Here is a 19,249-nt window from a genome sequence, read left to right on the forward strand (position 1 = left end):
CATTTACGCCGTTGCACGATCGCATTCTGGTTCGCCGCCTCGAAGAGGGCGAAAGCATCCGTGGCGGCATCATCATCCCCGACTCGGCCAAGGAAAAGCCGCAGCAGGGCGAAGTCATCTCCGTCGGCAAGGGTAAGTCCAACGACGAAGGCAAGACCTTCCCCCTCGACGTCAAAGCTGGCGACACCATCCTCTTCGGCAAGTACTCCGGCACCGAGATCAAGCTCGACGGCGAAGAGTTCCTCATCATGCGTGAAGAAGAAGTCCTCGGCATCCTCAAGAAGTAGCTCCTGAGCGGACGGTGGGATGCGGCTCTGCCGCATTGTTCGCCGGTTCTAGCCACAAAGGTAAGCGCACGGTTTTCAGCCGTGACACACAAGAACTCCCTGGTACGGCTCTTTAGCCTCACAGGGCAAAATTCAACGCAGCCTGATCGCTGCGAGGAGAACACAAATGGCAAAGCAAATCCTGCACGGTGAAGATTCCCGTCAAGCAATTCTCCGGGGCGTAAACGTCCTTGCGAATGCAGTTAAGGTCACTCTCGGTCCCAAGGGCCGCAACGTCGTCATCGAAAAGAAGTTTGGTTCCCCCACCATCACCAAGGACGGCGTCACCGTCGCCAAGGAGATCGAACTCTCTGACCCGATCGAAAATGTAGGCGCACAGCTCGTCAAGGAAGTCGCCTCCAAGACCTCCGACATCGCCGGTGACGGTACCACCACCGCGACTGTCCTCGCCCAGGCTATCTTCCGCGAAGGCGTGAAGACTGTTGCCGCCGGCGCAAACCCCGCCGCCCTCAAGCGCGGCATCGACAAGGCTGTTGAAGCCATCATCGGCAAGCGCGATGAGAACGGCGCAGTTGTCGGCGGCGCTCTCGCTGCCTTCTCCAAGCCTGTAACGGGCGACATGATCGCCCAGGTTGGCACTATCTCCGCCAACTCCGATGAGCAGATCGGCTCCATCATTGCAGCCGCGATGAAGAAGGTCGGCAAGGACGGCGTTATCACCGTTGAAGAGTCGCGCACGATGGAGACGCAGCTCGACGTCGTCGAAGGCATGCAGTTCGATCGCGGCTACCTCTCGCCCTACTTCGTCACCGACGCAGAGCGCATGGAAGCTGCCCTCGAGAACCCCTACATCCTCATCTACGAGAAGAAGATCTCCACGATGAAGGACCTCCTCCCGCTGCTCGAGCAGGTCGCCCGCACCGCCAAGCCCCTGCTCATCATCGCGGAGGACGTGGACGGTGAGGCTCTCGCGACTCTCGTCGTCAACAAGCTGCGTGGCACGCTCAACGTCGCGGCCGTCAAGGCTCCTGGCTTCGGCGATCGCCGCAAGGCCATGCTCGAGGACATCGCCAAGCTCACCGGCGCCAAGGCCATCACTGAGGACCTCGGCATCAAGCTCGAGGGAGTCAAGATCGAAGACCTCGGCACCGCCAAGCGCGTCACCATCGACAAGGACAACACCACCATCGTCGATGGCGGCGGCAACGAGGGCGACATCGAAGCCCGCGTCAAGGAGATCCGCGCTCAGGTCGAGAAGACCACCTCCGACTACGACCGCGAGAAGCTCCAGGAGCGCCTCGCCAAGCTCGTCGGTGGAGTCGCCGTCATCAAGGTCGGTGCTGCTACCGAGACCGAGATGAAGGAGAAGAAGGCCCGCGTTGAGGATGCGATGCACGCAACCCGCGCAGCCGTCGAGGAAGGTATCGTCCCGGGCGGCGGTGTGGCCCTCATCCGCACCATCCCCGCAGTCGATGCCCTCATCAAGACCCTCGAGGGTGACGAGAAGATCGGCGCCAACATCATCCGTCGCGCCATCGAAGAGCCCCTCCGCACCATCGTCGGCAACGCCGGCGAAGAAGGCTCCGTCGTCATCGGCAAGATCCACGAGTCCAAGGACACCAACTTCGGCTACAACGCCGGAACCGGCGTCTACGAGGACCTGGTCAAGGCCGGCGTCATCGACCCCACCAAGGTAACCCGCACTGCCCTGCAGAACGCAGCCAGCATCTCCGGCCTACTCCTCACGACCGAAGCGATCATCGCCGAGATCCCCGAGAAGAAGGAAGCAGCTGGCGGCGGACACAACCACGGCGGCGGCGGCATGGACGGCATGTACTAAACCACTGCGTGGTGGCCGGACGCGCTTCGCGCAAACTGCCAACACCAACAGCGAAGGCCCCGGAGAAATCCGGGGCCTTCGTCTTTCGCACCTGCCTTTCTGGTTTGTCATTCCCGAAGGGAATCTGCTTCTCAAACGCGAGGCGGCCCCGGAGGAATCCGGGCTTTCGCTTTTGCCCTTCTGGCTTGTCATTCCCGAAGGGAATCTGCTTCTCGACCAAGCAACGACCTCGGGTGGCCCATCCTTCGACAGCACCATCGTCGAAGGGTGGGGTCGGCCCAGCAACAAACAAGGCCCCGGAGAAATCAGGGGCCTTACTCTTGGGGATCTGACCATTAACTATGCGGGGATTTTGTAAATCGCCCTGTTTTCAGTAAAGTCCTTGCATCGGTTGCAAGTTCTTGTCGATTCGAGTCCACAGCATGAGGAGGCCCCATGCCACCCGCTCCAGACACGCTGGGCGATACGCTCAAACTCATCCAGATTGGGTTTTATTCAATCGGCGCAATCACGGCCGTGTTGACGTACCGCGCGGCAAAGCGCGGCCTCCTGAACAGCTCAACACTGAATACCAGAAACGCGTAATGGATCGCCTCCAAAAGCTCTCTGACGACCTCTATAGCGAGTTCGACCCATCCTCCGAGTTCTACTGGGCGAGAAAATCCCCGGTACAGTACGCGATAGACGAAATCAACAAATCCTTCGAAGACCACAAGGAAGAAATCCTCTCATACGGAGACTATCCCTTCGGCACTCCAAACACGCCGGACATGGAACGAGTCCAGCGCCTACTCGGTCCGATCATTTCCGATCCTTTTATTCCAGATGAGGTCCGCAACGCAGTGGTAGATCTGTTGGATAATCGTTTCGCCGTAATGCTTAGCACTTATTCCACAGTTTTGGAGAGATATTCAGAAGGCCTTGCGAAAGGCAAGCTCCAGCCCCTTATCGCCCCGGGTGACTGGGGTGGAATCCACAATGAGATTAAAGACGCGTTATATCTACGCGGCTGCGGCGTCTCGCAGATAGAAGCGGAAGTCAAAGAGATTCGACTCCGGATACAGGATTACTTCAACTCGTTCAACCCACACCGTCGCTGGTGGAGCACGAGGAAGTGGAGGAGACCGGGAAAGAAGCAGGAACAACCCACCGAGAGCGTTTCAGAAGAATGAACCCGTGCCTGCGCCCGACTCATGACGGGTCATCGTTATCAACGGTCACATCAACCACCCGTGGCCCCACCACAAACCGGGTGCCCCACGTCTCGCTTCTGAGACGTGGGTTCGCAGGATCTCCCAGGCAAACCACGAACGGCAGGTCACCCCTTCAGGGGTGACATCAGACACGCAACCAATCCGGCTTCAGCCGCCGAGGGACCAGCTCTCCGCGACCGGGCGAGACGCCAATCCCTACGCCGCCACCCGCTTCCTCTTGCCCTTCACCTCACGCCCCAGCGCCCGCATCACCGCCTCCGGCTCCTTCGCGATCACGGTCAGGTACGCCCGCGCCGAGACCTCTGGCTGCCGCCGCCCGCCCTCCCAATGCTTGATCGCATCCAGGCTGAACCCGAACGCCTCCGCGAACTTCGCCTGTGTCATCTGCAGCCGCCCGCGGATCTCCTTCACATCCACCGCCGCAGGCACATGTACGCGATAACCGTCCCGTTTCCCTTCCAGGAAGCCCTGGACCTCATCCAGCCCCTGCATCATGTCATCGAACATCTCGCTCATCGCCCCACTCCATACCCCGCAAAGATCGCGTCCGCCCGAGCCTTCAGTGCATTCCGCTCCGCAGCCGTCAGGTTCGCCTTCTCGTTCTTCGCATACACCGCGATCAGAAACACCGGCAACGACACATTGCGATACAGATAGATCACTCGAACGCCGCCGCGCTTGCCCATCCCCGGTCACGCCGCACGAAGCTTACGAAACCCACCCGTCCCAGGCATCACGTCCCCAGCCTCAGGGGCTTTGGCAATCGCATCGACAATCGCCTTCATCGTCGCCTCATCCAGAACCGACTCTGCACGCGTCAGGTAACTCGGCGTTTCCACAACCGTGTGCATTCCACCTTGTACTCCATTGGACACCTTAAATCAAGATTCCGATTTATCGCGCCAGCTCTTCAACGAATTCTTCGCCAAACGTGGCAGACTAACTCGCCCCGATAACTACACTAGACATAGGCCCGCAAATCACCCACAGAAGCCCATCTGCTCCAGGCCGGACAAGATCGACGCAGAAATCCAAGGTCCACCCTTAAAGTATCCATTTTCAACATTTGCGCAAAATGGGGGGGGAGGGGGGTACCTCGAATCACTCAACCGGAATCACCCTGGCTCCAACCAGGCCGTAACAGCCACAACCAATCCGGCTTCAGCCACTGAGGGACCAACCCGTCACCCCTCTGCCTTCTCCCGCTGAATCGCACCACCAGACACACCACGATCGCCACATTCAGCACCAGCACCACCACCTCCGTCGCGCTCGGGTGCCTCCAAATCTCGAAGAAACGTGGGTGCGCAGGATGCGTGCTGGCGCCCTCGATCCCAGGTGCCCCCGGGTCCCTCAAGGGAACCGGGTTTGCCGTCTAATGTCATTCTCGAGGGGGAACCTGTGTGCGCAGATCATCCTCGACTCTCTGCATCACTTCCGCCCAGTCGCCCGCCTTCTTTTGCCGGAGCAAGCGCATGCTCGGATACCAGGGCGTCGACAGGACATCCGTCATCCACCGCCAATCCGCCCGATCATGCAACAAGTTCCAAACAGGCCTGCCAAGGGCTCCGGCGACGTGCGCAATGGAAGTATCCACGGTAACGACGAGATCCATGCGTTCTATCGCCGCAGCCTCGGAAGCGAAATCGGTCAAAGCACTTCCTAGCGAGTGGATGCCCATCAGTTCCAGCTGATCGGGCAGTATCTCGCCATCCCGATGTTGCAGACTGAATAACTCCACTCCAGGGATACAAGTAAGCGGAGCGAACGTCTCCGGCGATAGAGACCGTTCTACATTCCTTGGATTCTTCTGCGATCCCGTCCAGACAATTCCAATCTTAAATCCGGATATATCTTCGATCGCCGCATCGATCGCGGAAAGATCTCCAGCTTGCGTCCCCAGATAAGGAATCGGCCCCGGAAGGTCTTCGATACGCAGTCCCAGCACACGCGGTACGCTCAATAACGGGAATTGCAGATCGGCTTCCACACAAGGTTCCGCCGCTCCGACCACACCCGACACGCCAGGGCAGCTAAGCAGGAAACGCTGCATACTTTCAGGGCACTCCACAAAGACTCTGAAACCCATCTGCGCGACAGGTTCGGCGAAGCGAAGAAACTGGATAAGATCCCCGGCCCCCTGCTCCGCACAAAGCAGCAACGTCTCATGGCTTCCGGCTTTTTCGTTCCAGAGTGGCTGCGGTCGGCCGGAACGCTGTGCAGGCATTCCACCGCACCCAAAACGCCATTCGTATTCCTGAAATCCCTCTTGGAAATTGCCCTGCCTGAGTAACACCAGGGCTAGATTGAGGTGGGCCTCACTGAAGGTCGGCTCCTCACGAATCGCTCGGCGGAGTGCCCCCTCCGCGATCCGATCCTCTCCGAGACCTATGTGGGCGAGAGCAAGGTTGAAGTGGGATAAGTGCCAATGTGGAGATAGCGTACAGGCGCGCTCAAATGCCGTTGCCGCTTCCGCAAGCCTGGTCTGCTTCAGGAGAGCGACCCCAAGAGAATTCAGAGGATAAGACCACTCCGGACGAGCTGCGATGACGCTGCGAAAGGCATCTTCCGCATCATCACATCTTCCTTCTTCCAGATAGCGATTCCCAAGGTTATAGAGGGACTCTATGCTGCTTGACATGCTTTGACCGCCGGCCTGAGAAACCTCATGTTTCCGCTTCTAGAGAAACGAAAACCTGCGTGCTAAATTTCAGCACGCAGGCCCGTTGCCGAATCACCGAAACATTAAAGCCGCATATCGGTCAGAATTGGCTCAGTGGCGCTCCCCTTGTTTTCGAAGGTAACCATCACGTCCGGGCTCTTGATTCCCTCCACCGTGAACCCATTGGAAGCGCTGATAACCACTGTATAGGGCGGTGCACCGACTGGCTTGAACGGTTTCGTATACTCTCCGTAAGTAAGTTCACCGGTGAGTTTCTCCGAGCTGTTGCCGCTTTGAGTCCACTTCAGCGGCCCTTTTCCACCATCGTTACCGTTCACATTGTTGACAATCATTCTCATTGCTCCTCTCTGATGTTTAGCAGTTTGAAATGAAGTTAAAACGAGCTCACGTACGGTTGCTGCTCATCCTAAGGTTTCGGGGGCCATGTAGACCTGAAAACCGCAAGAAGTTTTGCCCGAGTTCCGTTTTGGGAGTGATCCTCCTCCGAGATCTGCCTCCGCGAAAGACAGCGCTGACTCCTGAGGGACTCGCCCCTCAGCCCTCTGCCTTCTCCCGCTGAATCCGCACCACCAGATACACCACGATCGCCACATTCAGCACCAGCACCACCACCTTCGTCGCGCTCGGGTGCCGCACAATCTCAAACACCTCCAGCGGCACCAGCGAGCTCGTGATGATCACCGTGAACCACTCGCCCCAGCGCTTGCCCAGCCACAGCCCGGTCCCTTCCGTCAGGAATAGCGCCGCATACACAAAGCTGCCGATGCCCAGCTCCTTGTACCGCTCCGGCGAAACATGCGACACCATCGCCAGGAAATGATCGACGTATCGACCGCCCGGATTGAATCCCAGCCGCAACACCATCTGCGACAGTTTGTCCGTAGGATCGCCGCTATGCCCGAGCCTGATCGCGCCAATCCCGAGCACAATCAGGCTCACAGTCTTCACCAGTTTGAAGACCGCAATCAGCTTGAGGAACAGGGTGTTTCCTTGCTTCATCAGCGCCAGCCTCGCACGTTGATCATAGCCGCGCGGCCGCCGGCCCGTTCCTAATGTCATCCTCGCCGCATCACTCCACCGGGATCACCCGTCCCCCATCCACCGCCGACACGGTCATCACCTTCGCCACATGACGATCCGTCGCGCTCGTGATCGTCACCTTCTCACCCGGCATGACTTGCAGCACCACCTTCTCGGCAACCGGCAGCGCGATCACCGTGTGACGCACATGCGCCTCGCGCGACTTGCCGGACAGATTCATCAGCACCACCCGGATGGGCTCCACGCGACCGGACGACGGCCGCTGTTGAATCCCCTTCGCCGCTGTCGCAGCAGAGACAGGAGCCATGACGGCAAGGACGAGGACGAGGTACCGGAGACTACGCATCAGCAAGCCCTCCCAGGCTTCGAGCGCCAGCCTAGATCCCTACCCCGCCATTCCCCGCCCGCATTGTGTCCACCGGAAAATGATAAGGACGAGTAGCAATAGGCAGTGACGAATCGAAGTTCGCCCCAAGCCAGCCGGCCGCCGCTTGAGGCATCATCGTCCTGTGGAGAAAGAGCGAGTCTCATTCTGGCGATCCTTCGGCGTCGCGGTCGTCTGCTTCACCGCGATCGGGATCTTTCAGGGTTGGGGCATGTTCAGCGGCGACCGCGACGACCGCAACTATCTTCCCTACGCGCATTACTTCGTCTGGTCCGGTGCCGAAGCCTACGCCTGGGCCATCGTCACGCCCTTCATCTTCCTCTTCTCCCGTCGCTTCCCCTTCCAGCTCGACCGCTGGTTTCGCCGCCTGCTGCAGTACATGGTGCTGACGCTCGCCGTCACCTTCGTGCAGCCGCTGCTGAAGAGCGTCGGCTGGCTGTACAAGCCTGATCAGCACCAGACCTTCGTCGACACCTTCGATCACTTGCGGGAGAAGGAGTTCATCGGAAACATCCAGCTCTGCGTCTTCCTTTACGTCCTCGCGGCCTATCAAAATCACCGCCGCGAAATACTATGGCGCGACCGCTGGCGCGAACGCCGCGAAGCCGAACTCGAGGCCCGCGTCGTCACTGCGGAGCTGCATCTACTACGCACACAGCTGCAGCCGCACTTCCTCTTCAACACCCTGCAGGCCGCCATCGTCCTCGTGCAGGAAGACCCCGCCGCCGCCGAGGACGTCCTCCACCGCCTCAGCGAACTCCTCCGCGTCGTCCTCGACGACATGCGCAGCATGCAGGTCCCACTCGAGCAGGAGATCACCTTCCTCGAGCACTACGCCGAAATCCAGAAGCAACGCTTCCGCGACCGCCTCACCGTCCGCTTCAACATCGCTCCGGACACACGCTCCATCCCCGTCCCCAGCCTGCTCCTCCAGCCACTCGTCGAAAACGCCATCCACCACGGCATCGGCCGGCACAAAGGCAGCGATGTCGTTGAGATCTTCGCGCAGCGCGTCGGAACCACCCTTCTGCTCCAGGTCAAGAACTTCGCAAGCTCACTCACCGATGGCGAAACTTCCGGCCACGGCGTCGGTCTCAGCAACACGCGGGCCCGCCTGGACCAGATGTACGGCGATCGCGCCTCGCTCAGCCTAATGCCGCTCAGCCCCAGCGGTGTTTGCACCACCGTCATCCTCCCCGTGGAGAGTCCCGCTTGATCCGCGCCCTCATCGTCGATGACGAACCGCTCGCTCGCCGAGCTCTCGTTCGTATGCTCCAGGAGCATAACGACGTCCTCGTCGTCGCCGAGTCCGGCGATGGCGACTCCGCCATCGAGGAGATAGATCATTCGCGCCCCGATCTCGTCTTCCTCGACATCCGGATGCCCGGTCAGGACGGCCTCGGAATCGCTCGCCAACTCTTCCGCAACTATCGCGGGGCGCTCATCTTCGTCACCGCCCACGACAGCCACGCGCTCCAGGCCTTCGACCTCAACGCGCTCGACTACCTGCTCAAGCCCTTCACGCGTGAACGCCTCGCCCAGGCCCTCGCTCGCGTCCGCGACCGCGCCGCGCAACCCGTCTCCGCTGAATCATTGGAGCGATTGCTCGCCACCCTCCGCGACCGCCACGCCCAGCCCCGCTACCTAGAGCGCATCCCCGCCAATCGCAACGGTCGCATCCACCTCATCTCCGTAGCCTCCATCGAGCGCATCGACGCCATGGGCAACTACGCACAGATCCATGCGCGCTCCGAACGCTACGAGATTCGCGAAACGCTGCAATCGCTCGAGAAGAAGCTCGATCCCGCCTGCTTCGTTCGCGTCCATCGCTCCACCATCGTGAACATGGACTTCGTGCGCGAGATCCAAACCTGGTTCCGCGGTGGACACCAGGTTCTGATGAAGGATGGAGCTCTCGTGCGTCTCAGCCGCTACCAGACCGATGCGGTCGAACGGCTCACCGGAAGACGTCGCTCCAGCGGCTGAACTGGTCTGCGGAAAGCACTCTCCATCAAAGCTAGTTCCGCAACACAAAGGCCCCGAATCTCTCCGGGGCCTCTGCTCTTTCCAATCCTGTAACTGACCAGGGAGTTCTTACTGCTGGCTAGGTGGAGGCGGAGTCGCCGCAGGCTTCGCCGCCCCATTCTGCGGCACGTTGCGTTTCGGAACGTCCTTCCCGTGCTCTGGATCATAGTCATGGTTGACCATCCAGCGCTTGAAGTCCTCCACCGGCTCGGAGTTCATCCGGCCCTGGTTAGACGCATACGCAAAATCCTTCACGTCCGTGTTGATCGTGCACGTGAAGTAACTCCCCGACTTACCAAACTCCGGAAAAAGCACGACAAGTTGCTTGCCTGGTTTCTTCCACTTGGCAGGATAGGTCTCATACCCGAACGAAGCTTTGATCTTCTGCGAGCAGTCGAAGTTGAAGTCCAGCCCATGGGCCTCGCCGCCCTCGAAGAGGTTCGCGCGCCCCTCGCCCTTGGCGTTGTCCACCCACTCGTGGTGGTAGAAGGTCGTCTCGTTCTTGCTGAAGATGTGAAGTCGCAGCGGATATTCCGCGATGTTTTTGCTCTCCGCCTGCGCGGACAAACCCGCTCCCAGCGCCACCATGACGACGGTCAACCACATCAGCTTCGCGCGCATTCTCAGCTCCTTTGTTGAGGACGTTCGTGAGGTCTATGGACTCTTACTATCAGAAGCCATCCTCGCATGCAAGCGGCAGTTCGCAGGACAAGAAGCGACCGCAAGATCTTAAGATGCTGAACGCCTTGGAGCCTCCAGCCGGCGTCCGCACTGATCTCCCTGTCACGAGCCGTGACGCCACCCGTGACAATTCATGACAAGGCGCTACCCTCCGTGTGACCGCATCACCTCTCGCCACCTTCAGGAAGTTGACGTCACCGCCAACTAATTTCGCGCGGCCACGCATCTTTACCATGAGGCGCAACGTAGCATGCGGATGCTCTAGAATCACCCCCATGCGCCCCCTCCTCCTACTGCTCTTCTGCGCCTCCGCCATGGCGCAGGCGCCCATCGTCCTGAACGTCGGAACCCTGCTGGACGGAACTGGGAAAGTGCTCAGGAACCAGCAGGTCGTCATCGACCACGGCAAGATCACCTCCGTCGCCCCGGGCCACGCCAGGGCCGACTACGACCTCAGCAACGTCACCCTGATGCCCGGCTGGATCGACACCCACACGCACCTGCAGTGGCACATGAACGCCGACAACAAGGCCGTCGCCGGCGGCGTGCCGCCGGAAGAGATGGTGCTTTACGACGAGGCCGACGCTTGGCTCTCGCTGCAAGCCGGTTTCACCACCGTGCAGAGCCCTGGCTCACGCTTCGACAAACCCGTCCGCGACATGATTAACCAGGGCCTGCTCCCCGGACCGCACGTGCTCACCTCCCTCATCCAGATCCAGGGCACACGCGGCCAGGGTGCGGACGCCCACGTCCTTACTCCCGACGAACTCCGCGAACTCGTGCGTAAGACGAAGTCCGAAGGCGCGGACTTCGTTAAGCTCTTCGCCACCACCGGCCTTGGTGCAGGCGGTGGTCAAAGCGCCACCGACGAACAGATTCAGGCCGTCTGCTCTGAAGCCAAATCCGTCGGCCTCCGCGTCATCGTGCACGCCATCGGCGACGCCGGAGCCCGCGCTGCCGTGCTCGCCGGCTGCACCTCCATCGAACATGGAACCTTCGTCACGAATGAAACGCTGAAGCTGATGATCCAGCACGGCACCTACTTCGATCCCAACATGATCGTGCTGCATAACTATCTCGATACGCGCGACAGCTTCACCTTCACCCAGCAGCAACTCGACACCATCGAGAAAGGCATCGCCCCCACCGCCGACGTGCTAAAGCGTGCCCGCGCCCTCGGCGTCAAGATCATCTTCGGCACCGACGCTGTCGCCGGAACCCATGGCCGCAACGCCGAGGAATTCGTCTACCGCGTGCGCGAAGCAGGCGAGAAGCCCATGGATGCCATCATCAGCGCCACCTCAACCTCCGCAGAGTCGCTCGGTCTCGGCAAACAGATCGGCACCATCGCTCCAGGCTATAACGCAGATCTCGTCGCCGTAGCCGGCGACCCCCTCACTGACATCACCGCCGTACGCCATGTCGTCTTCGTGATGAAGGACGGCAAAGTCTACGTCGACCTACCACACTAGTTCTCCGTAGGAGTCTCCTCAATGTGGTCGATCACCAGCACGGGATAAGGACGCTTGGTCTTTTCTAGCTTCAACCCTAACTGCCGATAGACAGCGTCGAAGACCGAGACGGCCCCGTTGGGATCAGACCCGTTCGTGGCATCCGGAGTTGTCGGAAGGATCTTGTCGGCAGAGCTGAAGCTGAGAGTGAAGTCGTACGAACCCTTGATCCCTGTGCCATCGACGACGGGATTGTAGATATACCCGCCAGCCACGTGCTGCAGCTCGTCGCCAATCTGCGCGATCGTCATGTTCTGGCAGGTGATGAGCCGGTTGAGAATGGGATTCGCGACGCGTGGATCTTTCCCATCCGGGCCGGGGCCTTCCTTGCATTTCGTACGCTCGGTCGGGTCCGCGGTCGGCTTGAGTTTTGGCTTCACCGCCGTCAACGTGTACGCCGTCACCGGACGGTCCTCCATGTGCCACTTCATCTGAAACCGTTCCGAGATCATCGCCCGCAGCATGCTCCGCAAATCCTCATAGTTGATAAGGGTGCCGGAAGGGATCCGGTCCACGCGAACGTTCGCCCCGGCCTTCGCCAGAATGTCGAACTTAGCCGTGTCCAGCCACTTCGGCGCGTTGGCGACGCTCTCCTTGTTATTCGGATTCAAGTCCCACCCGAAGTCGATGAGAAACATAAGCGGGGTGGCGCGCGTCTGGATTTGGTCACCGGTGATGCGCCCGAAGCCCTGCTCGTCGGGGGCGCTCGGTTTGATGACGGTGGCCTCGAAGGGCAACGCGGGCGGTTCCGGAAGAGCTTCCGCTAAATTGGCCGCATTGGGCGTCGGTGTCTCATCCACGCTCGCAACCTCAAACACCGGACGGGGCGCAGTCTTCAGTTCGAGCTTCAGGCCCAGCTGCTTCTCGACAGCGGCGAAGATAGAGATACCATCCGCGCCCTGCTTTTCCAACTGGCCGCGGCCAGTCCACTTGATCGTGAAGTCCCACTCGCCGGCAAGGTTGGTTTCATCAACCACGGGCTGATCGAGATACCCGCCAGCGAAGTCATGCAGCGTGGCCGCAAGTGCAGCCATGGTGAGGTTCTTGCAGTTCACGATGATGTACGACGGCGCACCAGCAGGAGGGTTCGGCGGAGGAGGCACAGGAATGCAGGACGCATCGCCCGTACCTTCCGACTCGGTCATCTTCGGCTTTCCCGGCCCGGCGGAGAGGATGTAAGTCGGCATAGGAGCTGTGCCCGTCTTCACCACCAGGTGAAACCGATCCACCAGCAGGCTGCGAAGCATCAGCTTAATATCGTCCGGCGTGGTCTTGGGCGGCACCTTGGCGCGGATGTCGTAGCGATCCCGCTCCAGCCACGTCGGCCCCCCGTGCACGTTGACCGCATCGACTCCATACGCCGTGGCAATAAGATCGACCATGGTCGCCTGGGTGAGGAAGTAGCGGTCACCCTGGATCGAGTTGCCGTGCATGAACGGGTTCGCCGTGAACGGGCTGACGTGGACGTCGGCGACGACGAAGGATTTGGAGACGGCGGGGGTCTGCGCCATCGATGACACGGAGAGAAGCGCGAAGAGGGCGAAGGCTGCTCGCACAAGAACCTCACGGAGGTTGCAGAGTCAGGACAAAATCCCACAGGCCCGGAAGCGGCGACAGTGTCCGCCTGAATTGCCCCGCGCGAACGCACCACTGCAATCCAGAAACGGTGTTGGAGGCAACTGTACTTGCTGATAGACGCGGCGGCAGTAAAATCGTCGTGACAAATACTCCGCCCGCCGGCAGGAACCGTATACCTGCCCCGAAGCTTCTGCCGCACTAATTCGCCTTAGGAAGCTTCGCGTTCAGAATCACCACGGCCTGAACCTCCGCCTTCTGCGACACCAGACGAAGCCCGAGCTGCTCCTGCAGCGCTATAAACAGCGGCGGCAGCTCCTCCGCATTCGCGTCGGTCCCTCCCATCGCCTCGCGAGCCCACCGCAGCTTCCAGTCGAACTTCCCTTCCAGCCCCGTCCGATCCACGACCACCATGCCGTTCGCGTCGGGATAATCCGTCAGCCTGTCGGCTAGCTGCGCCATCGTCGTCGCGCGAGCTTCGAGGCTCCCCGTCGGCCCGACAATCCCATAGAACGTTCTTCCATCACCGGGATTCGTCGCCTTCACCTTCGATCCCCCCTTGGCTTCCACCAGCGCGAGCACCGGCATCACCACCTTCTTCTGCTCGACCTTCAGTTGGAATCGCTCCTCCAGCACACCCCGCACCAGCTCCCGCGTCAGCCGCCTCCACTCTTCCCGCCGCGCCGCAGCCAAGGTCTTCGCAAGTTCGTCCTCTTCTTTCGCAGTCACGTCAAAATGCTGCGACACCATCCATCCCTGCGCGCCCACGACCTGCCGTTCCGCGGAAAGTCCGTACGCAAACATGATCATGTCCCGCAGCGTGCGGTTCTCAAACCGCATCCGACCGGGCACAAACTCATTGCGCCAGTTCGTCGTCGTCGCCGGCGTGTCACGGATAACGATCGCCTCGAAACCAGAAGCAGCGTTCGGCTGCTGCCCCATCGCGCCCTGCGCCAGCAACGCCACTGCCACACCAGCCAGAAAACCCCATCGCTTCGGTTTCATGCCCGCAGTCTATAACGCCCGGGGAGCCTACTTGGCCTTCTCTCGAGGATCAGGCTTGATCGTCACCGGCTGCGTGTAGCTCTGGCCATCCACCGTCAGCCTCACGGTGTAGTCGCCCGACTGCAACCCCGGAGCCTGCCGCCCGCGGCGTTCCTGTGGTGCCGGAGCCGGCGTTCCCGCAGGATTGCAGGCATCCACCGGAGGCGGCGCGGGCGCACGCCCAAAACCTCCACCACCTCCGCGGCCCGTACGAACGTTCAGCGCCACACGATGCGACCCCGCCGCAGCCGAAGGTGGAGGCGTCGGCTCTTCCCAGATGGCCTGCACGTTGATCGCTTCGGTATCCACCGGCTTCACCGGAGTATCACTCGCGACGCACGCACGCACCGCCCCCTGCTTGTCCAGCAGCTCAATCTTCAACGCTCCCACAGGCGCACTCTGCAGCCAGTAATAGACCACCACACCCGCGGGCGGGTTCAGCTCCTGCGGCTCCTCGTGCGGCAGCGGCGTTCCATTCATGCCGCCTGTGCGCAGCGCGAACGTCCCGCCCGGCACGAACAGGTGCACCTTCGCCGACGCAATCCCCTGCCCCTCCGCCGCAATCTGCCGCAGCGACGTCATCTGGTCCAGCACCCAGAAGCCGCGCCCATACGTCGCAACCGCAAGATCGTCGCCATGCACCACGATGTCACGCACGGACGTCACCGGCATATTCAGCTGCAGCGGCTGCCAGTGGTCGCCATCATCAAACGACACATACACCCGGAGCTCGGTCGCCGCATACAGCAGCCCCTTCTGCTTCGTGTCTTCCTTCACCGAGTTCACATACGCTCCCTCGGGAATGCCATTGACCACGTTCTGCCAGCTCTTGCCGCCATCATGCGTGCGGTAGATATACGGCTTCATATCCGCCAGCCGATGCCGATCCACCGACGCATACGCTGTCGCCGCATCGAAGTGCCCGGCCTCCACTTGCGACACCTTGCTCCACGCCGTCATCGCCTCCGGCGTCACGTTGTTCCAGTGCGCTCCATCGTCGGTCGTCACATGGATCAACCCGTCATCCGTACCCACCCACACCGTCTTCGCCTCCAGCGGCGAAGGCCCAATCGTGTACACCACACCGAAGCGGTCCTTCATCGGCTGATCGATGTCCGTCGCCGTAATCGGGTCAAGGTTCCTCGGAACCTCCGGGTTCAACCGCGTCAAATCCGGGCTGATCTTCTCCCATGACTTGCCGCGATTGCGCGTACGAAACACAAACTGGTTCGAGTAATACAGCGCCTGGTCCGCCAGCGAGAACACCTCCGGCAGTGTCCACGTCTTGCGGTTCGGGTCCGCAGGATCGGGAGCCGGAAGCTCGCCCTGCATCGGCACGTTCACGTTCAGCTGCTGATCGCAACTCGCCGCTCCGCCACCGTACAACACACGCGCCCGCTTCGGGTCAGGATCAGGCACCACCGTGTTGCTCTCGCCCGCCAGGCACGTCGGCTCCCAGTCGCGGAAGCTCAGCACGCCGAACGGCGACCACGTATCCACACCCACGCCGCCCGAGTCCTGCTGCGCTCCATACAGGTGATAGGGAAAGTCGTTGCTCGCCGCCACGTGATAGATCTGCGCCGTCGGCTGGTTGTACCACGTACTCCACGACTGCGCTCCGTCCACCGACACCACCGTGCCCTGATCCGTGCTCAGCACCATCCGGTTGCCGTCCTTCGGATTGATCCACATCTGGTGATCGTCATCGCCACCCGGCGATCCCTTCACCGGAACAAACGTCTTGCCGCCATCCGTCGTCTCGTACGTGCCCGTGTTGATCACATACGCCCGGTCAGGATTCTTCGGATCCACCGTGACCGACTCGAAGTACCATCCGCGACCCCACAACCGCTGCTCCGCGTTTACCAGCTTCCACGTCGCGCCCGCATCATCGGAGGTATACACGCCGCCGCCCGTAGGCTTCGCAATCGCAGCCGCACCATTGCCCGGAGCTGCCGTCATCGCCTTCGCCACCGGAGCACCCAGGTCGTCCACCACCGCCCACAGCCGCTTCGGATTGCTCGGCGCCACAGCGATCCCGATCTTGCCCACGAACTCATCCGTCGGCAGACCGCCCGCAAGCTTCTTCCACGTCTCGCCGCCATCGGTCGACTTGAACAACCCACCGCCCGGAAGGTTCGTCGGCGCATATACCGACCACGGCGGACGCCGTGTTCCCCACAGTGACGCATATACCGTCTTCGGATGCACCGGGTCGATCGCCACTTCCACCGAGCCCACATCATTGGGCAGCTTCGGATCGCTCAGCACCTTCTTCCAGTGCGCTCCGCCATCTACCGAGCGATACAGCCCCCGCGTCGGATTCGCGTCATACACATGCCCCAGCACTGCCACGTACACCCGGTTCGCATCCGTAGGATCGACGGCGATGCGCCCGATCTGCCGGCTGTCTTCCAGGCCAATCGTCTTCCACGTCTTGCCCGCATCGGTCGACTTGAACATCCCAATGCCATACGAGTGCTGGCTGCGAATGTCCGGCTCGCCCGTCCCCACGTACACCACATCCGGGTTCGAAGGAGCCACGGCGATCGCGCCGATAGATCCAATCGGAATCCCCACATCGGAGATCGGGAACCACGTCCGCCCCGCATTCACCGTCTTCCACACGCCGCCACCCACCGATCCCATGTAGAAGGTGTCCGGCTGGCTCGCCGCCCCGGCCACGGCATACGCCCGGCCGCCCCGCATCGGACCCACGTCCCGCCACTCCAGGCCTCCCAGCAGGGACGCTGGATAAGGTCCAGCCGCCTGCGCGTGCAGTTGCGGCACAACGCCGCAGACCAAGAGGAAGAACAGGACGAAATGAATCGAGCAGAAAAAGCGCATGCACACCCCTGAACGCCGGCGATCACGGCGCCGGCGAGAAAAGCAGAATCCTATGGTCCCTGTTGCGTGTTCAGTGTAGACGGACGGCGACCTGCTCAAGACGCCGTTCACCACGTCACCTTGAAGGTGAAATCCGTAGGGCCCCACTTGCAATTGCCGCAATCTCACGCCACGAACTCGTCTCCCGCGGCGCAAGCGATCAGTCCGCTCCAGGCGATCTCTATAATGGAACCCAACGCCACCGACCCAACGGCTCCAGATGCCCACTGCCATCTACAACGAGTTCTTCTTTAACGATCAGCGAGACGCATCCCTGATTGCGGCTCGGGAAGTCTTACCGATCGCACTCGGCTACATACCCGCGAGGAGCCTCCTCGACGTCGGTTGCGGCGTTGGCACCTGGGTCGCCGCAGCCCTCCAGTCCGGCGTCTCCGATGCCAACGGGGTCGACGGAGACTACGTTCCCCGCGACCTGCTGATGATCCCCCCCGATCGCTTTCAGCCCAACGATCTCACGCGTAGCTTCGACCTGGGCCGCCGGTTCGATCTGGTGATCTCCATGGAGGTCGCAGAGCATATTCCTGCAGTGGCGGCCGACACCTTCCTAGAGAACCTCACCCGTCACGGCGACGCCATCCTGTTCTCCGCGGCGATTCCCGGCCAGGGCGGAACAAATCACATCAACGAACAGTGGCCACAATACTGGGAGGCCAAGTTCGCACGCTGTGGGTTTCGCATGTTCGATCTGATCCGCACCGCCATCTGGACCAATCAAGCAGTGCCGGCGTTCTACCGCCAGAATGCTTACCTCTACGTACGCGAGAGCGCGCTCGAGAGGTATCCGGCACTGGCTGGTTTGGGAGACAACTATCCCCGCCCGGTGGCGGTCGTCCACCCTGAGGTCTTCACCCGCCTGCTGAACCGCCCCGTCCGCGTACGCCGCATGATGCATGATCTCCCCGCCGCACTCCGGACCTTTCTTCGCGAACGCATCGGCAAAATTACGGGACGCTGACGATCTCAGGAAAATGGCCGCAACGCGCGTCCTGCGCATTGCGGCCATTTTCTTTGTGCTCCGGCTTCATCAGCCGCTGATATTTCCTTACTCGGTCATTCCCGGATGCACCATCTCCGGCGCATGCACCTTCACACCCTGCTGCGAGGTCTTCACCTTCAGCCGGTCCAGCGTGTTCGGCTTGCGGTTACCGGTACTCGCCATGAAGGTCACGAGATAGCTCTCTTTGATGGCACGCCCGAACTGCTCGAGGTACGGCCCAATGCTCACTGGAGGAATCGATCCATTGTTGAACACCTGCCCGCCGGTCGCGTCGCCCACCTGCGCGAGGTATCCCTGGCCGCTCAGGCTGCCGCGACCGCCGCGGAAGCCCGCATCCGGAAAGTAGATCGAGTACACCGGCACACCCGCACGCGCTGCATCGTTCTGCGCCGTCTCGACGTACGGACTGTCCTGGTTCATCAGCGACGTCGATCCGTTATACGGGTCCACGCCATTGGTGATCATCAGCACAAACCGCGCCGCCCGATGATCCGAAGGCCAGTTCTTCACGAAGTCCGAAAGGCAGAAGTACGGGCTTGCGCTCAGGCCTGGGATCGCAATCGACATATGCAGGCTCCTCAGGAGCCGCTCCCGATCCGTCGTGAATCCATCCGGCGACACCACGCGGCCGTTCTCCATATACCCGATCAGCACTTCGGTCGTCGGAGGAATGCTGCCCACAAACTGGCGAACATCGTTCAGCTGCTGATTGAAGGACGAGCGAAGGCCGCCATCGATCAGGATCGCCACCTGCGCGTGCTCCGCCATCACTGGCTGCACGCCGGTGATCTCGGCGTTATGTCCGTTGACCTGCACCTGCAGGCCCTTCGGATCGAGCTGCGCTCCGTTCTTCGACTCGACGTACATAATGGCAGTCGTCGGCGCAGGGCCTTCCACAGGGATCTCCTGCGCACACACAGCTGCAGACGCAAGACCCATGAGACCGATAAGACCCAGCGGGACGAGGAGGAATGGCTTCAACATGATCGCTTCCTTCTTTCTTCGAACATCTCTCTGAAGAGTTAGACGAGGTCTCGCCCCAGCAGGTGCACGAATGTC

Annotated in this window: 20 protein-coding genes; 8 read left to right on the forward strand and 12 right to left on the reverse strand. The window is 60.9% G+C overall.

Annotated features, from left to right (window positions below):
- From AC5E6W_RS18715 to AC5E6W_RS18730, 4 genes are all read left to right on the forward strand, one after another.
- A partial coding sequence (locus AC5E6W_RS18715) for a co-chaperone GroES (protein ID WP_491753855.1) occupies window positions 1-287 on the forward strand: 287 nt, incomplete at its 5' end.
- A gap of 166 nt (window positions 288-453) precedes the next feature.
- Window positions 454-2,127, forward strand: coding sequence for a chaperonin GroEL (groL, locus tag AC5E6W_RS18720; protein ID WP_491753856.1), 1,674 nt, complete (start codon window positions 454-456; stop codon window positions 2,125-2,127).
- A gap of 435 nt (window positions 2,128-2,562) precedes the next feature.
- Entirely contained in the window at window positions 2,563-2,712 is a 150-nt protein-coding gene (locus tag AC5E6W_RS18725; protein ID WP_491753857.1) for a hypothetical protein, read from the forward strand.
- Window positions 2,712-3,299, forward strand: a complete 588-nt coding sequence (locus AC5E6W_RS18730) for a hypothetical protein (RefSeq protein ID WP_491753858.1) — start codon at window positions 2,712-2,714, stop codon at window positions 3,297-3,299. The genes AC5E6W_RS18725 and AC5E6W_RS18730 overlap by 1 nt, the downstream gene beginning before the upstream one ends.
- Window positions 3,300-3,536: 237 nt before the next feature.
- On the opposite strand, the gene AC5E6W_RS18735 is transcribed toward AC5E6W_RS18730, so the two are convergent.
- From AC5E6W_RS18735 to AC5E6W_RS18765, 7 genes are all read right to left on the reverse strand, one after another.
- Window positions 3,537-3,857 (reverse strand): helix-turn-helix domain-containing protein, encoded by a 321-nt coding sequence (locus tag AC5E6W_RS18735; protein WP_491753859.1) that lies wholly within the window; start codon window positions 3,855-3,857, stop codon window positions 3,537-3,539.
- The gene (locus AC5E6W_RS18740; RefSeq protein WP_491753860.1) at window positions 3,854-4,027 is read right to left on the reverse strand and encodes a type II toxin-antitoxin system RelE/ParE family toxin; all 174 of its coding nucleotides are present in this window, start codon (window positions 4,025-4,027) and stop codon (window positions 3,854-3,856) included. Before AC5E6W_RS18740 ends, AC5E6W_RS18735 begins: the two co-directional genes overlap by 4 nt.
- A 6-nt stretch (window positions 4,028-4,033) precedes the next feature.
- Window positions 4,034-4,192, reverse strand: coding sequence for a hypothetical protein (locus AC5E6W_RS18745; RefSeq protein WP_491753861.1), 159 nt, complete (start codon window positions 4,190-4,192; stop codon window positions 4,034-4,036).
- A 530-nt stretch (window positions 4,193-4,722) separates the two neighbouring features.
- Window positions 4,723-5,982, reverse strand: a complete 1,260-nt coding sequence (locus tag AC5E6W_RS18750; protein ID WP_491753862.1) for a tetratricopeptide repeat protein — start codon at window positions 5,980-5,982, stop codon at window positions 4,723-4,725.
- Window positions 5,983-6,086: 104 nt separating this feature from the next.
- Window positions 6,087-6,356 carry a hypothetical protein gene (locus AC5E6W_RS18755; RefSeq protein ID WP_491753863.1) on the reverse strand — a complete coding sequence of 90 codons (270 nt, stop codon included), beginning with the start codon at window positions 6,354-6,356 and terminating at the stop codon, window positions 6,087-6,089.
- A gap of 202 nt (window positions 6,357-6,558) precedes the next feature.
- Window positions 6,559-7,023: a DUF2127 domain-containing protein gene (locus AC5E6W_RS18760; protein ID WP_491753864.1), complete on the reverse strand. Its 465-nt coding sequence runs from the start codon at window positions 7,021-7,023 to the stop codon at window positions 6,559-6,561.
- A 70-nt stretch (window positions 7,024-7,093) separates the two neighbouring features.
- Window positions 7,094-7,411, reverse strand: a complete 318-nt coding sequence (locus AC5E6W_RS18765) for a hypothetical protein (RefSeq protein WP_491753865.1) — start codon at window positions 7,409-7,411, stop codon at window positions 7,094-7,096.
- 163 nt (window positions 7,412-7,574) lie between these two features.
- Here AC5E6W_RS18765 and AC5E6W_RS18770 point away from each other — a divergent pair, with 163 nt between their 5' ends.
- Both AC5E6W_RS18770 and AC5E6W_RS18775 read left to right on the forward strand, forming a co-directional pair.
- Entirely contained in the window at window positions 7,575-8,666 is a 1,092-nt protein-coding gene (locus tag AC5E6W_RS18770) for a sensor histidine kinase (protein WP_491753866.1), read from the forward strand.
- Window positions 8,663-9,436 carry a LytR/AlgR family response regulator transcription factor gene (locus tag AC5E6W_RS18775; protein ID WP_491753867.1) on the forward strand — a complete coding sequence of 258 codons (774 nt, stop codon included), beginning with the start codon at window positions 8,663-8,665 and terminating at the stop codon, window positions 9,434-9,436. The genes AC5E6W_RS18770 and AC5E6W_RS18775 overlap by 4 nt, the downstream gene beginning before the upstream one ends.
- A gap of 108 nt (window positions 9,437-9,544) precedes the next feature.
- Here the strand turns inward: AC5E6W_RS18775 and AC5E6W_RS18780 are convergent, their stop codons facing one another.
- Window positions 9,545-10,096, reverse strand: a complete 552-nt coding sequence (locus AC5E6W_RS18780; RefSeq protein WP_491753868.1) for a hypothetical protein — start codon at window positions 10,094-10,096, stop codon at window positions 9,545-9,547.
- A gap of 335 nt (window positions 10,097-10,431) precedes the next feature.
- On the opposite strand from AC5E6W_RS18780, the gene AC5E6W_RS18785 reads away from it, so the two are divergent.
- The gene (locus AC5E6W_RS18785) at window positions 10,432-11,628 is read left to right on the forward strand and encodes an amidohydrolase family protein (protein ID WP_491753869.1); all 1,197 of its coding nucleotides are present in this window, start codon (window positions 10,432-10,434) and stop codon (window positions 11,626-11,628) included.
- Here the strand turns inward: AC5E6W_RS18785 and AC5E6W_RS18790 are convergent.
- From AC5E6W_RS18790 to AC5E6W_RS18800, 3 genes are all read right to left on the reverse strand, one after another.
- Window positions 11,625-13,223 (reverse strand): TIGR03435 family protein, encoded by a 1,599-nt coding sequence (locus AC5E6W_RS18790; protein ID WP_491753870.1) that lies wholly within the window; start codon window positions 13,221-13,223, stop codon window positions 11,625-11,627. The genes AC5E6W_RS18785 and AC5E6W_RS18790 overlap by 4 nt on opposite strands.
- 220 nt (window positions 13,224-13,443) lie before the next feature.
- Complete coding sequence (locus AC5E6W_RS18795; RefSeq protein ID WP_491753871.1) at window positions 13,444-14,247, reverse strand: TIGR03435 family protein; 804 nt, start codon at window positions 14,245-14,247, stop codon at window positions 13,444-13,446.
- 27 nt (window positions 14,248-14,274) lie between these two features.
- The gene (locus AC5E6W_RS18800; protein ID WP_491753872.1) at window positions 14,275-17,004 is read right to left on the reverse strand and encodes a WD40/YVTN/BNR-like repeat-containing protein; all 2,730 of its coding nucleotides are present in this window, start codon (window positions 17,002-17,004) and stop codon (window positions 14,275-14,277) included.
- A gap of 388 nt (window positions 17,005-17,392) precedes the next feature.
- Here AC5E6W_RS18800 and AC5E6W_RS18805 point away from each other — a divergent pair, with 388 nt between their 5' ends.
- Window positions 17,393-18,148 (forward strand): class I SAM-dependent methyltransferase, encoded by a 756-nt coding sequence (locus AC5E6W_RS18805; RefSeq protein ID WP_491753873.1) that lies wholly within the window; start codon window positions 17,393-17,395, stop codon window positions 18,146-18,148.
- A gap of 87 nt (window positions 18,149-18,235) precedes the next feature.
- Here the strand turns inward: AC5E6W_RS18805 and AC5E6W_RS18810 are convergent, their stop codons facing one another.
- Window positions 18,236-19,174, reverse strand: a complete 939-nt coding sequence (locus tag AC5E6W_RS18810; RefSeq protein WP_491753874.1) for a hypothetical protein — start codon at window positions 19,172-19,174, stop codon at window positions 18,236-18,238.
- Window positions 19,175-19,249: the final 75 nt, after the last annotated feature.

Source organism: Bryocella sp., from assembly GCF_058498515.1.

Coding starts and splice junctions, on each gene's coding strand:
- AC5E6W_RS18810 (WP_491753874.1), bottom strand. CDS start 19,174: ATGTTGAAGCCATTCCTCCTCGTCCCGCTGGGTCTTATCGGTCTCATG.
- AC5E6W_RS18795 (WP_491753871.1), bottom strand. CDS start 14,247: ATGAAACCGAAGCGATGGGGTTTTCTGGCTGGTGTGGCAGTGGCGTTG.
- AC5E6W_RS18745 (WP_491753861.1), bottom strand. CDS start 4,192: ATGCACACGGTTGTGGAAACGCCGAGTTACCTGACGCGTGCAGAGTCG.
- AC5E6W_RS18740 (WP_491753860.1), bottom strand. CDS start 4,027: ATGGGCAAGCGCGGCGGCGTTCGAGTGATCTATCTGTATCGCAATGTG.
- AC5E6W_RS18730 (WP_491753858.1), top strand. CDS start 2,712: ATGGATCGCCTCCAAAAGCTCTCTGACGACCTCTATAGCGAGTTCGAC.
- AC5E6W_RS18760 (WP_491753864.1), bottom strand. CDS start 7,023: ATGAAGCAAGGAAACACCCTGTTCCTCAAGCTGATTGCGGTCTTCAAA.
- AC5E6W_RS18735 (WP_491753859.1), bottom strand. CDS start 3,857: ATGAGCGAGATGTTCGATGACATGATGCAGGGGCTGGATGAGGTCCAG.
- AC5E6W_RS18805 (WP_491753873.1), top strand. CDS start 17,393: ATGCCCACTGCCATCTACAACGAGTTCTTCTTTAACGATCAGCGAGAC.
- AC5E6W_RS18780 (WP_491753868.1), bottom strand. CDS start 10,096: ATGCGCGCGAAGCTGATGTGGTTGACCGTCGTCATGGTGGCGCTGGGA.
- AC5E6W_RS18755 (WP_491753863.1), bottom strand. CDS start 6,356: ATGATTGTCAACAATGTGAACGGTAACGATGGTGGAAAAGGGCCGCTG.
- groL (WP_491753856.1), top strand. CDS start 454: ATGGCAAAGCAAATCCTGCACGGTGAAGATTCCCGTCAAGCAATTCTC.
- AC5E6W_RS18725 (WP_491753857.1), top strand. CDS start 2,563: ATGCCACCCGCTCCAGACACGCTGGGCGATACGCTCAAACTCATCCAG.
- AC5E6W_RS18765 (WP_491753865.1), bottom strand. CDS start 7,411: ATGCGTAGTCTCCGGTACCTCGTCCTCGTCCTTGCCGTCATGGCTCCT.
- AC5E6W_RS18750 (WP_491753862.1), bottom strand. CDS start 5,982: ATGTCAAGCAGCATAGAGTCCCTCTATAACCTTGGGAATCGCTATCTG.
- AC5E6W_RS18785 (WP_491753869.1), top strand. CDS start 10,432: ATGCGCCCCCTCCTCCTACTGCTCTTCTGCGCCTCCGCCATGGCGCAG.